We start from the raw sequence: 12507 nt of genomic DNA, 5'->3' as shown, positions 1-12507 counted from the left end.
TTACACGCCCGCCGTTCGCTCATCCCGAAGCCTTCCTTCAGGCGAGCGACAGCTTTCCGCTTGGCCGCGGGCGTCACCATTTCTTTCCCACAAGATCCTTCAACGCGGCATTGTCGAGCATGGCGTCGGCCAGAAGCCGCTTCAGCCGCGTGTTCTCGTCCTCCAGAGCCTTCAGTCGCCGAGCCTCGCAGACATCCATCCCGCCGAAGCGGGCCTTCCAGTTGTAAATCGAGGCGTCGCTGACCCCGTGCTTGCGGCACAGATTGGCAACCGATACCCCGGCCTCATGTTCCTTCAAAATTCCGATGATCTGCTCTTCAGAGAAGCGGCTACGTTTTTCATGTCCTGGTCCTCTCGATGGGCCAGAACGAACTTCAAACCGGATTAGATAAGAGGGGCAAGGTCATCGCCGACCTGGGTACATGGACCATCGAAATCATCAAGCGCTCCGACGCGGCCAAGGGCTTCGAGGTCCTGCCGCNTCGCCGACCTGGGTACATGGACCATCGAAATCATCAAGCGCTCCGACGCGGCCAAGGGCTTCGAGGTCCTGCCGCGACGATGGGTCGTCGAGCGAACTTTCGCCTGGCTCGGACGTTGTCGCCGGCTCGCCAAGGATTTCGAGGCGACTATCGCCAGCGCCGAGGCATGGATATTCATCGCCATCCATCCGCCTCATGCTCCGCCGCCGCGCAGCTCCACCTCGCACGTAACCGAGTTTCGAGTCAGGCTCTAAGCCAATAGGTGGGGATTACCGTCACCGCTCTATGACTTACAATGCGGCGTCATAATCGACCACTACTCGATCGCTAGTGGGGCGTGATTGGCAGGTCAGCACAAAACCTGCTTCTCGCTCCCACGCCTCGAGCGCCGTATCGGATTCGATTGCGACACTACCCTCAACGATTTTGGCGACGCAGGAACAACAAGTGCCGGCCCCGCAGGAGAACGGAACGTCCACACCCTGTCGGCGCGCAGCGGCAACGATAGTCTCTCCCGGATGGGTTTCGATCATCGTGCTTCGGCGGTCCAGCCTAAGTTCTACTTGCCTCTGGCGTGCAGGTTCGTCCGGCAAGATTTCGTTACGGAACGTCGTAGCAGTGTCGGAACTAAAGGATTCAAAGAGGATTTTGTGTGCCTTGACACCATGTTGTTGCAGCGCCGCACGGAGATTCGCAACCATTTGGGGTGGCCCGCATATTAGCGCATGGTCGACCTGCGGCATCGGAATCTCTAACTCGCTAAGAATATCGATTAGTCTGCCCCCATCGATCCTGCCGTGTCCAAATTCCGGCCCAACGTTCTCGCGGGACAAAATGTGACGCACCATAAGGCGGGGAAAGAATTGTTTCTGAAGATCTGTGATTTGTGCTCGGAAAAGAATGTCGCAATGGCGTTTGTTGCCGAAGAGCAAAACAAAGCGACTGCAGGGCTCTCTAATCAACACCGCTCTGGCCATAGACAAGACCGGGGTTATTCCGGAGCCTGCTACAGCGGCAAGCAAAGTTCGACCCTCTTTTGGAGACGGTGGCAAAACGAATCGACCTCTCGGTTCCATCACACCCAGGACGTCGCCAGGCTTAAGGAGACGGTTGACGAAGGTTGAGAACCGCCCCCCTTCAATCTCTTTTACGGCAACCCTGATTTCATCGTCGTCCAAACCTGAACATATAGAATAGGCGCGCCTCACACGCTCCCCCGTGATCTCAGCCTCCAAGGTGAGATATTGCCCCGGCTGAAATGCGAAATGAGACTTCAGCGCTTTCGGTATGTCGAATAATAAGGAAACGGCATCAGGCGTCTCCCGGTGGATCTGGGTAACCGTCAGGTGATGAAGGTGATGAAGCATGGGGTTGTGGTGCAATCATGAAGCAACCAGCATGCCGGCGCCCTTCGCCGGCACGCTTTGATCACATAGTTTTAGGGGCTTCGTTTCAGACAACTTCAGTCGTTACGGCGGCGTCGGAGGACGTTGTGTAGCCCTTCGTGGGAAACTGCCACGTCGGGGCTTCGGACGGTTCCCCCGTGATCAGTTCGCGCATCTCGCTTAGATATGTCTGGACGAAGACGGACGGATGGGGTTCCAGTTCAGTGTAGGGACCGGGTCGGTAGGCCTTGGAGGCAACGCCCGCAGCGTTGTCCTCAGTAATTGTCTTATCCTGCGCCGTTGTTACGTCCCACATCCAAGTTATTGCGTCGGTGTTGATTTGAGTATCGGCTTTTTCATCTACTAGCCAAGTTAGTATTACATCTGTTTCATTCACACCGCGAGGGATCATTTGGAATAGCGTGACGTAGTCGTTTGCCGCACTAATGAAGGAAAGTCTGCCAAGCCGAAACCCTGTCTCACCCCCATCATATTCGCCGCGGCCACCCATCAAGCACGAAACCGATTGGCCGTCATCGGACAGGGTTACGCGACCGCGGCCGATAGGCTTGCGATACATAGCGAACTGCACCTTGTCGAGGCCGCCTGGTTCCCAGGCCCCTTTGTAAAATTCCGCGTCACCGATGACACTGTGCCAAGCATCAAGTTCTTCCTGCCACGCTATCGCGTTAGCCTCATCGCGCATCGCAACGACTTTCACGTAACTATTCACCCTGAAGTATTCGGGATGAGCCGGCCGGCAATGATAGCACTCACTGAAATTCTCTACGACGAGCTTCCAATTGGCTTTAGTTGGGTAGCTTTTGCGAGCAGCCACGCGCGCGCGGTTTATCCCCATATCCCGCAAACCCTGGTCCAATCCATCGACAAGAGGCTGAATGCTTGGCAAACTAGCCTGGTCGAGACCGCAAAGCAGAAGGCCGCCAACGCACCTTGTCGGCACGCGATGGAGGCCTAACGACTCCGGATCGACGTTCTCAGGTACGTCTTGCCGCGATTGTAGTTCTCCGGTCAACCGGAACGACCACGCGTGATATGGGCACACCAAAAGCCGTCCTCGACCGTCCTTTGTGCAGAGCCGGGAGCCTCGATGAGTACAGACATTGTAATAGGCAGCGATGTCGTTCTCCCCATCACCAAATCGGACGACAATGATTTCCTCGTCGAACAGTTGACGCAGGATGTATCTCCCCTTTTCAGGGACCTCGCTAACATGGGCGACTAGCGTCCACTGGCGCGGAAACCATAACTCGCGCTCGAGCTCAAAAATTGCTGGGTCCACGTAAAATGGCCCCTCAAGCGCCCAGCCCGGCATATGTCGATCTATCAGAGCGACCGTGGCGCGCTGGGAAATAGAATTCTTAACGGCTTTCATCGAACCCTTCCTTCCAAGGTGGTCTTGACGATAACTTTTAATCAACATTATGCGGTTCGATACCGTCGTTGCAAATATATCCATGATATCCTATCATAACAAAAAGGCATGCTGGACAATGAAGACGCTTAAAACGTCGGTGCCGCTCCTAAATGCTATGGTGGCGTTCGAGGCCGCGGCGCGAAGCGGAGGACTGACCGCGGCGGCCGATGAGCTCAACATTGCGCAATCAGCGGTGAGCCGGCACGTCACTAATCTAGAACGACAGCTGAAGGTCGCATTGTTCATCCGCAAGGGTAACAGGTTGGTGTTGACCGATGCCGGTGCTAACCTCGCCGAGGCGATCCGCGACGGTCTAGGCACGATCAGACAAACTGTTGAAAGAATTCAGGCTTCGCGCCGTGACACGTTCATTGTCGGTTGCGCATATGACCTGCAACAAATGTGGCTTATGCCTCGTTTCGACATAGTGGCGTCAAGGGTTACGACCAGCCAAGTGATTTTGATGACGTCCTATAATTACAGCGATTTCGATAACCCCAATGTAGCAATTTCACTGCGCTTCGGGAGACCAGAAGACTGGCCAGACCTAGTGGCCACTAAACTGTTTGATGGGGAATGGTTCCCTGTCTGCTCACCAGGTTTCTTGGAGCGGTATCCAGCTCTCGCCTCCCGCGACCCAAGCGCCTTCTTGGAAGTGCCTCTCTTGCACTCAACCACACAGCCTGAGGCTATTGATAGCTGGGAATCCTGGATAGGCATTGATGGAAAACTTGATGGCCCAAGATTTACCAACTATTTGTCCATGATCCACGAAACCATTGCCGGACGTGGCGCCGCGCTCGCTTGGAGCGGCTTTATTGAGGAGCAACTTAGACTAGGTCAAGTAGTGCGATTGACATCTATATCCCGGCGTCACGGCAATTCCTTCTATATAGTGACTGGGAGGACCATTAGCTCTGTCGCACGTGAGGTAGTGAATGCCCTTGTCGATTCGGTCGCCAACCAAGTAACACAGCCTTGAGGCGGGCATCTGAAGCGATCGCAAACCCCACTCTGTCGCAAACAAACCTTTCGGTAAGCGGAGCATGGCATGGAGCCCTCCTCAGGCTAGAGGAGCACGTGATGTTCAAGGCCGTCATTCGACCAGCCGGTGATCCTCCTGTGCGAGCGCTGATACCTGGCCTACAATCTGAGCCTGCGCAATCTGGAAGAGGTGATGGCCGAACGCGGCTTGAAGGTCGATCACTCCACCGTGCATCGCTGGGTCGCCCACTTCTCGCCGCAGCTGCTGGAGCGCTTCAACCGACGCAAGCGTGCGGTCGGCAGCAAGTGGCATATGGACGAGATGTACCTCAAGGTCCGCGGCCAATGGATGTATCTCTACCGCGCCATCGAGCCTCGGCGACACGGTCGAGTTCTTCTTCAGCGAAAATGACCAACTGAATTTTCATCCGGCTGCAGTTAGAGCCTCGGCGGGTTTTACGCCGTATGGCGCGGGTTGAGCAACGGGTGATCGGCGGAGCTGGTCGGGGTTGCGCAGCCGATCGTCCGTTGCGGTGAGATTGGCGGTATAGGCCGCAGGCGTGATGTATCCGAGCGCCTGTGGGCGCGATCGGTTGTAGTCGTCTGCCCATTCGGCGATGGTTGTTCGGGCATGGTCGAGGCCGAAGAACAGGGTTTCGTTCAGCAACTCGTCCCGCATCCGCCCGTTGAAGCTTTCGCAGAAGCCGTTCTGCATCGGCTTTCCCGGCGCGATGAAGTGCCATTCCNCGAATGTGGACGCGCTCGGTTGTAGTCGTCTGCCCATTCGGCGATGGTTGTTCGGGCATGGTCGAGGCCGAAGAACAGGGTTTCGTTCAGCAACTCGTCCCGCATCCGCCCGTTGAAGCTTTCGCAGAAGCCGTTCTGCATCGGCTTGCCTGGCGCGATGAAGTGCCATTCCACCTGATGATCCTTCGACCAGGCGAGGATCGCGTTCGAGGTGAACTCGGTGCCGTGGTCAGAGACGATCATGCCCGGCTTGCCGCGGTGAGCGATCAATTCCGTCAGTTCACGCGCCACCCGGCGGCCGCAGATCGAGGTGTCCGGGAGCGCAGCCAGGCATTCGCGTGTCACGTCGTCGACGATGTTGAGCACGCGGAAGCGCCGGCCGCAGGCGAACTGATCATGGACGAAATCCAGCGACNCCTGGACTAGGATCGGTGCCCGCGTCCCTACCGCTCGGCGCCTGGAGCGTCGCTTGCGCACGGCCAGTCCTTCCTCGCAGTAAACGATAGATACGGTTGATCCCCGATGTCTCGCCCTGGCGCCTGAGCAGAATGAACAGCCGTCGATAGCCGAAGCGCCGGCGCTCGTTGGCGAGGTCACGCAGCCGACCACGCAGCTCCGTCTCTGGCGCTCGGCGAGACTGGTAGCGGATCATCCTACAATCGGCGTCGACAAAGGAACAGGCCCGACGCTCCGATAGGCCCATGACGGCCTGCAGATGCGCGACGGCTTCGCGCTTGGCGGCGGGCCCTACCATTTTTTTGACAGAAGCTCGCGCAGTGCCGAGGCTTCGAGCATCTGGTCGGCGAGCAGCTTCTTCAGCTTGGCGTTCTCGTCTTCCAAGGCCTTCAGCCGCTTGGCGTCAGAGACGTCCATCCCGCCATACTTGGCCTTCCAGTTATACAGCGTCGCCTCCGAGACCCCGTGCTTGCGGCCAAGATCGCCCGCCTTCGCACCCGCCTCATGCTCGCGCAGAACCGCGATGATCTGCTCTTCCGTAAACCGCTTTCTCTTCATCAGTCCGTCCTTCAATCAAGGCTCGGACTCTAATCTCAGATGGAGGAAATTTTCAGTGGCAGGTCACCTTCATGAAGCTTTCCGCCTTTGCGTTGTCGTAGGGATTGCCGCGCCGGCCCATGGAACCGACCAGGCCGTGGGCGGCAAGGTGATCGCGATAGGCTGTCGCGGCATATTGGGCGGATTCAACCGGCCGTCGCAACACCAAGGGATTGGAGGTTGCAATGACGGTTCACCAACGCGCTTCAGATCGGTCCACTCGAAAGAAGCTAGATTCGCCCGGGCGTCCGCCTGCCTGGCAGCGTGAGAATCGCTTCCGGTTCTGGCAAGCTATTGCCTTGGGTTCGAGCGAGGAGGCCGCACTGGATGCCGGTATATCAACGCCTCTTGGTCCGCGCTGGTTTCGGAGTGCAGGAGGGATGCCGCCAACGCATTTGGCGCCGTGGGCGAAGCCGCCTTCGGGGCGATATCTTTCCTTTCGGGAGCGCGAGGATATTGCGCTTGAGCTTGCCAAGGGAATCGGCATCCGGGCCATTGCGCGTAAGCTAGGTCGGCCGCCGAGCACAATCTGGCGGGAGGTCAGGCGCAATGCCGCGACGCGCAGCGGCAATCTGGATTACCGGGCCAGTGCCGCCCAATGGCACGCCGATCGTGCGTCCCGGCGGCCTCGGCCTGGCAAGCTGGCGGTCAATCCGGCTCTGCGTGAATATGTGGAGGAGCGCTTGGCCGGCAAAGTCACCAACCCGCATGGCGCCTCATTCGAGGGCCCCAAGGTGGTATGGAAAAAGCGAAGGGCTGTTCACCGGCAGAGCCGGCGGTGGTCGACAGCCTGGAGCCCCGAGCAGATCGCTCATCGGCTTCAGATCGATTACCCAGAGGATCAAACCATGCGGATCAGCCACGAGACGATCTATCAGTCCTTGTACATTCAAGGACGCGGAGCATTGCGCCGAGAACTGACCGCATGTCTGCGTTCAGGCCGCGCGCTGCGCGTACCGCGCGAACGGTCCCGAGTGCGCAACAAGTCCTTCATTGGAGACGCCGTTATGATAAGCGACCGTCCGGCCGAAATTGCCGATCGGGCTGTCCCCGGACATTGCAGGGCTGTCCGGGGAAAGTTTTGAGTGAATCGAAATGCCGCATTTGCATGCCCCGTAAAACGGGGTTTGTCCGTCTTCTCTCTGGTTGTCGAGACTCAGAAAAGGAACGGGGCATGCGCTTTGCGCCTAGCATCTTCGGGCAGCTTCTTGAAGCCATGGATCGCCGTCAATTCCAAGCCATTGTGGATCGTCACGACGGCGATGCCTACGACAAATCGTTCAGGAGTTGGGATCATCTGGTGGTGTTGATCTATGCCCAGTTTTGCGGCAGCGACAGCCTGCGTGGCCTGGAAGCCGGTTGGAATGCCAACAGCCAGCATCATTACCACCTGGGCAGCGGTCCGCTGATGCGTTCGACCTTGTCGGATGCCAACAGACGGCGCCCGGTCGCCATTTTTGCCGAGGCCTTCAGCCTGGTGGCGGGCCTGCTCGACCGGCAGACGCGGCAAGAGGGTAAAGAAATGCTGCGGCTGATCGATTCGACCCCCATTCCGCTCGGCAAGCTGTGCGAGTGGGCCAAGTCGAACGGACGCATCCGCGGCATGAAGGTCCATGTCGTCTATGACCCGAAGGCCGACCATCCGCGCGTCCTCGACATCACCGACGCCAACGTCAACGACGCCCAGATCGGCCGCCGGATCACCATCGAGCCCGCGGCGACCTATGTGTTCGACAAGGGCTATTGCCACTATGGCTGGTGGACGGCGATCGCCGAGGCCGGGTCGGTCTTCGTAACGCGGCCCAAGACCAACATGGGGCTGGCGCAGCTGTGCAACCGCCCCGTGGCCGAGCCGCAGGGCGACGGCTTCCTGGTCCTGGAAGACAGTGAGGTGAACCTGGTCAGCAAGGGCGCTTGCAAGCTGCCGATACGCCTGCGGCGCCTGCGCATCCAGCGCCAGGAAGGCGACACCATCATGCTTTTGAGCAACGACATTGAGCGCTCCGCAGTCGAGATCGGGCAGCTCTACAAAGGCCGCTGGCAAATCGAGCTTCTGTTCCGCTGGATCAAGCAGCACCTCAAGATCGGCAAGTTCCTGGGCAACAACGGCAATGCAATCCGCCTGCAGCTCTTCGCGGCAATGATCGCCTATGCACTGCTGCGCATCATCGCGCGCGCCCGAGGTGTCGCCATTCCAATCCTGCGGTTCACAGAGCTGGTCGCCCAATACTTGTTCGGGCGGCGAAAAATAAACGCCATCGATAAGCCGCCGCCGGTCAATCCGAGCCGACCAAGAGACCGATCCTCCCTCAATCAGATGGCCTTCATATATGAATAACTTTCCCCGGACAGTCCTGCGGACATTGGGAAGGCGACCTCATCCTTGGCCTCGGAAGCTCGGCGATCGGCACGCTCGTGGAACGAAGTTCACGCTTCACAATGCTGCTTCACCTGCCGCGCATGCATGGCTATCAGCAGAGCCTACGCATCAAGAACGGTCCACCACTTGCCGGCCACGGCGCTGAAGCAGTCCGCAGAGCCATAGCCCGATCCATGGGCAAACTTCCCGAGCAACTGCGTCAGTCGCTGACTTGGGAGCGGAAATGGCGCAGCACGCCGACCTGCGCATCGACACCGGGCTCGAGATTTACTTCTGCGATCCCCAAAGCCCGTGGCAGCGAGGCTCCAACGAAAACACCAACGGCTTGCTGAGACAGTACTTTCCAAAGGGCACGGATCTCAGTCGGCACACAGCCCGGGAACTGGACGCAGTCGCCCATGCTATCAACACAAGACCGCAAAACGCTCGGCTGGAAAACACCTGCCGAAGTCCTCGACCAGCTCCTTGGGGGACAGTATGATGCCGGTGTTGCGACGACGGGTTGAATCCGCCTTGTGACCCGCGATCAGAATGATGCACGCAGCCGGGTGGCGGTTTGCGTCCTTCGGCTGCGGCGGTCAAAGCCGCCAGCGTCAGCCGTGCGTCGATCGAGCGGCTGATGGCGTATCCGACAACCCGCCGCGACCAGGCATCCAGGACAACGGCAATATAGGCAAAGCCGCCAACGACGGTGACGTATGTGATGTCCGCTACTCAGAGCTGATCGGGTCCATCGGAGATGATGTCCCGGGCGAGGTTCGAGAAGATCGGCTGGTTGTGATCGCTATCCGTGGTCACCGTGAATCGACGGCGCATTCTCGGCTGGAGGTCATGCTCGCGCATCAGGCGGCGGATCTTCTTATGATTGACGATCATGCCTTTGTGCCGAAGAGCGGCACGGACACGACGCCAGCCATAGTGCTCGAACTCGTCGCAGATGGCTGCGATCGCTTCGACGATCGCGGTGTCGTCTGCCGCGCTGCGCGGCTGGTCATAGAAGGTCGTGCGCGAGAGGCCCATCAGCCGGCATCCTTCGGCGACGGAGAGACCATGGGACCGGTGGTCGCGGATGTAGGCCCGTTTCTCTGCCGCGGTCGTGCATGCAGAGCCCCCTTTAGAAACTCCAGTTCCAGAGCCTGCTTGCCGACTAGCCGTTCGAGCGCGGCAATGCGCGCCATAAGCCTGGAGAAGATCGGCCGCTGCGGCATCCTCATCGAGAGCGCCCGCCTGAAACTTCTCGACCCATATCCGGATCAGATTGCGTGAGATGTCGTGGCGCTTCGAGAGGGCATGCAGGGTCTCGCCGCCGAAATACTCCTGCGAAACCTGCCATTTGAACTCGATGCTGTGGGTTCGGTGCTTTGCCATGGGCCTTCATCCTCTGAAAGCCCGGCTGCCCGGTCAATTAGCGAAAACCATCCTGTCCGACGCCGATTGACACACGCCTGGTGCTTGGTCGCGAGACGAGCCCGAGCGTCGGCATTATCGACAGTCAATCGGCAAAGACCACGGACGTTGCCGGTTTGCGTGGCTACGACGCCGGCAAGAAGATCAAGGGCCGCAAGCGCCATATCATTATCGACACCGAGGGGCACCTTGTCGGGCTGAGGGTGCACGCGGCCGACATCCAGGACAGGGATGGGGCAGTTGGCGTACCGCCTCTATTCGACAGCTTTACCAGTGGCTGCGCCATCTATTCGCCGACGGCGGCTATGCCGGAGAAAAACTGACGCAGGCTCTCGCTGACNCTTTACCAGTGGCTGCGCCATCTATTCGCCGACGGCGGCTATGCCGGAGAAAAACTGACGCAGGCTCTCGCTGACGTTGCCCCCAGTTTCTATCCAGTTTTGAGTTCGTTTCCGGCGTGGGTTGTGCCCTGCTGGGCGGGTGAAGCGACGGGCGCTGGCGCGGAGCCTTTGGCATCGCGCAGCGCGAGCGACCGTCGCAGATTGAAGGTGGTGGCGAACTCGGCCGGTGTCTGCCAGGCGATTTGGGAATGCGGCCGGGCGGTGTTGTAGTCGGCGCGCCACAGGGCGATGGCGACGCGTGCCTGAGCCAGCGCAGTAAACAGCGTCTCGTTGAGCAGTTCATCGCGTAGTCGGCCGTTGAAGCTCTCGATGAAGCCATTATCCGGTATGATGTTCTTGGTGCCATCGTTTGTTCGGTCGTCAGGTTCGTTAAGCTTGGCGCATCCGGGCCACGGGGCACCGGGAGCACGCAAGTGCGGGCAGGCCGTCGTATGCAGATGAACTGCGAGTTCGAGCACATTATCTGGCCGCCCCTACGACTCGCCCGGATGCGCTGCGAGCGCGGATCCGTATTTGTCGTGTTGCCCGCTCGCTCCCTGTTCGTGACCAACGATGGAGGGAACCGTGCGTATTATCGGCATGGACATACACCGCGTAGCCGCCGAGGTCGTGTCGTTGCTTGATGGCAAGGTCGTCAAGCTCGGCCGCGTTCAAATGCTGCGCAACAAGCTCGAGGAGTTCGCCAGGAAGGAACTCACCCACGATGATCATGTGGTGATCGAGGCCACGGGCAATGCTGCTGCCGTCGCTGAAGTGCTGTCGCCCTACGTCGATCGGATCGTGATCGCCAATCCCAAGCAGGTGCACATGATCGCGCACGCGAAGGTGAAGACTGACACGATCGACGCCACTGTCCTTGCGAAGCTCTACGCCTCGGGCTTTCTGCCGGAGGTCTGGGTTCCGGATCCGGGGACCCTTGCCCTCCGAAGACAGGTCACCAGGCGGACACAGCTGGTTCGCCAGCGTTCGCGGCTGAAGAACCTGATCCAGTCAATCCTCCACGCCCACCTGATCCCGCCGTGTCCGCATGGGAACTTCGTCGGGATCAGCGGGCGCAAATGGCTGACGAGGCAAATATTGCCTGCGGATGAGCGCGCCGCCATCGAGCGCCACCTCGGCTTGATTAACCAGATCAACGAGGCGTTGACGGTGGTCGAGGCGGATATCGCCGTACATGCCCTTCAGGATCCGACAATCCGCCGCCTGATGACGTTGCCCGGCCTCGACGTCACCGTGGCTGCGAGCGTTGCCGCGGCAATCGGCGACATACGGCGCTTCAGCGATCCACAGAAGCTCGTTGCCTATCTTGGCCTGAATCCCAGCGTGCGGCAGTCCGGTGAGGGGCCAGCCTATCACGGGCGCATCACGAAGCAGGGCCGCGGCCATGCGCGGGGGATGCTGGTCGAGGCGGCATGGGCGACTGTGCGATCGCCAGGACCTCTTCGCGCCTTCCACAAGCGGATCGCCTCGCGCCGCGGGAAGCACATCGCGGCCGTCGCCACTGCGCGCAAGCTTGCAATGATCATCTGGCACATGCTGAGCAAGGATACCGACTACATCTGGGCCCGGCCGGCCTTACTCGCCCGCAAGTTCAGATCGGTCGAGCTGCGTGCCGGCCTCCCTACGAGCCATGCCAGGCGCGGCACCGCCTTCGACTACAACATTCCGGCCAAGCGCGCCGAAGAACGATCCCGAGTCGAAAAGGCAGAAGCTGCCTATGCAGCAGAGACTTCCCGATGGCGAGCGAGGCCGGAAAGGCAGAAGGCTGTGGAAAAAGCCGCCGAATGAGAAGAACGGGCTATTCTACAACATCCGTCTGCATCGGCTTGCCGGGCGCAATGTAATGCCATTCGACGCGGTTCTGATCCGCCCAGGAGAGGATGGCGTTCGAGGTGAACTCGCTGCCATTGTCGCTGACGATCATTCTCGGCCGGCCGCGCTCGGTGATGAGCCGGTCCAATTCGCGGGCAACCCGCAGGCCCGAGAGAGACGTATCAATGATGAGTGCCAGGCACTCTCTCGTGCAGTCGTCGACGACGGCCAGGATGCGGAAGCGGCGCCCGTCTGTGAGCTGGTCCGATACGAAGTCGAGCGACCAGCGCTCGTCGGGCCTCAGCGGCACCACCATCGGCGCCCTGGTCCCGATCGCCCGTTTGCGGCCGCCACGGCGGCGAACGGCGAGCTTCTCCTCCCGATAGAGCCGGAACAGCTTCTTGTGGTTCACGATCAG

Annotated in this window: 7 protein-coding genes and 11 pseudogenes; 9 read left to right on the top strand and 9 right to left on the bottom strand. The window is 59.5% G+C overall.

The window, feature by feature from the left end:
• Nucleotides 1-385 (bottom strand): annotated as a pseudogene (locus X743_RS137910) (transposase); the annotation flags it as partial.
• Nucleotides 386-393: 8 nt separating this feature from the next.
• Here X743_RS137910 and X743_RS1000000173850 point away from each other — a divergent pair.
• Both X743_RS1000000173850 and X743_RS1000000171805 read left to right on the top strand, forming a co-directional pair.
• Nucleotides 394-486, top strand: a pseudogene (locus tag X743_RS1000000173850) (IS5/IS1182 family transposase); the annotation flags it as partial.
• Between the two features lie 4 nt (nt 487-490).
• Nucleotides 491-713: pseudogene (locus X743_RS1000000171805) on the top strand (transposase); the annotation flags it as partial.
• A 59-nt stretch (nt 714-772) separates the two neighbouring features.
• Here the strand turns inward: X743_RS1000000171805 and X743_RS137920 are convergent.
• Together X743_RS137920 and X743_RS137925 are read right to left on the bottom strand one after the other, a co-directional pair.
• Nucleotides 773-1849: a 2Fe-2S iron-sulfur cluster-binding protein gene (locus tag X743_RS137920; RefSeq protein WP_023769447.1), complete on the bottom strand. Its 1077-nt coding sequence runs from the start codon at nt 1847-1849 to the stop codon at nt 773-775.
• 85 nt (nt 1850-1934) lie between these two features.
• Nucleotides 1935-3347: an aromatic ring-hydroxylating dioxygenase subunit alpha gene (locus tag X743_RS137925; protein ID WP_023769446.1), complete on the bottom strand. Its 1413-nt coding sequence runs from the start codon at nt 3345-3347 to the stop codon at nt 1935-1937.
• A 34-nt stretch (nt 3348-3381) separates the two neighbouring features.
• Here X743_RS137925 and X743_RS137930 point away from each other — a divergent pair, with 34 nt between their 5' ends.
• Together X743_RS137930 and X743_RS01000000169725 are read left to right on the top strand one after the other, a co-directional pair.
• Nucleotides 3382-4287 (top strand): LysR family transcriptional regulator, encoded by a 906-nt coding sequence (locus tag X743_RS137930; RefSeq protein ID WP_023769445.1) that lies wholly within the window; start codon nt 3382-3384, stop codon nt 4285-4287.
• Nucleotides 4288-4443: 156 nt separating this feature from the next.
• A pseudogene (locus X743_RS01000000169725) lies at nt 4444-4696 on the top strand (DDE-type integrase/transposase/recombinase); the annotation flags it as partial.
• A 17-nt stretch (nt 4697-4713) separates the two neighbouring features.
• Here the strand turns inward: X743_RS01000000169725 and X743_RS1000000170140 are convergent.
• The 3 genes and pseudogenes from X743_RS1000000170140 to X743_RS1000000172635 all read right to left on the bottom strand — a co-directional run.
• Nucleotides 4714-5034: pseudogene (locus X743_RS1000000170140) on the bottom strand (transposase); the annotation flags it as partial.
• Nucleotides 4950-6050 (bottom strand): annotated as a pseudogene (locus X743_RS01000000169720) (IS3 family transposase). The pseudogenes X743_RS1000000170140 and X743_RS01000000169720, both read right to left, overlap by 85 nt.
• 52 nt (nt 6051-6102) lie before the next feature.
• Entirely contained in the window at nt 6103-6255 is a 153-nt protein-coding gene (locus X743_RS1000000172635) for a hypothetical protein (RefSeq protein ID WP_156934584.1), read from the bottom strand.
• A 214-nt stretch (nt 6256-6469) separates the two neighbouring features.
• Between X743_RS1000000172635 and X743_RS00220 the strand changes: the two are divergent.
• From X743_RS00220 to X743_RS1000000171800, 3 genes and pseudogenes are all read left to right on the top strand, one after another.
• Nucleotides 6470-7147 (top strand): annotated as a pseudogene (locus X743_RS00220) (helix-turn-helix domain-containing protein); the annotation flags it as partial.
• 116 nt (nt 7148-7263) lie between these two features.
• The gene (locus tag X743_RS137940; protein ID WP_031258864.1) at nt 7264-8427 is read left to right on the top strand and encodes an IS4 family transposase; all 1164 of its coding nucleotides are present in this window, start codon (nt 7264-7266) and stop codon (nt 8425-8427) included.
• A 20-nt stretch (nt 8428-8447) separates the two neighbouring features.
• Nucleotides 8448-8975: pseudogene (locus X743_RS1000000171800) on the top strand (IS30 family transposase); the annotation flags it as partial.
• A 208-nt stretch (nt 8976-9183) separates the two neighbouring features.
• Here X743_RS1000000171800 and X743_RS1000000173845 read toward each other — a convergent pair.
• On the bottom strand, nt 9184-9837 hold the full coding sequence (locus tag X743_RS1000000173845; protein WP_245264362.1) for an IS3 family transposase: 654 nt from the start codon (nt 9835-9837) through the stop codon (nt 9184-9186).
• An 86-nt stretch (nt 9838-9923) separates the two neighbouring features.
• On the opposite strand from X743_RS1000000173845, the pseudogene X743_RS01000000169710 reads away from it, so the two are divergent.
• A pseudogene (locus X743_RS01000000169710) lies at nt 9924-10286 on the top strand (transposase); the annotation flags it as partial.
• 20 nt (nt 10287-10306) lie between these two features.
• Here the strand turns inward: X743_RS01000000169710 and X743_RS1000000173170 are convergent.
• A pseudogene (locus X743_RS1000000173170) lies at nt 10307-10597 on the bottom strand (transposase); the annotation flags it as partial.
• 244 nt (nt 10598-10841) lie between these two features.
• Between X743_RS1000000173170 and X743_RS137945 the strand changes: the two are divergent.
• Nucleotides 10842-12065 (top strand): IS110 family transposase, encoded by a 1224-nt coding sequence (locus X743_RS137945; RefSeq protein ID WP_348625911.1) that lies wholly within the window; start codon nt 10842-10844, stop codon nt 12063-12065.
• A gap of 28 nt (nt 12066-12093) precedes the next feature.
• Here X743_RS137945 and X743_RS137950 read toward each other — a convergent pair.
• A pseudogene (locus X743_RS137950) lies at nt 12094-12507 on the bottom strand (DDE-type integrase/transposase/recombinase); the annotation flags it as partial.

Origin of the sequence: Mesorhizobium sp. LNHC232B00 (genome assembly GCF_000502435.1) — a bacterium.
Taxonomy (GTDB): Bacteria; Pseudomonadota; Alphaproteobacteria; order Rhizobiales; family Rhizobiaceae; genus Mesorhizobium; species Mesorhizobium opportunistum.
Note: the sequence above shows the minus strand (reverse complement) of the source record. Positions and strands in the feature narration are given on the sequence as shown.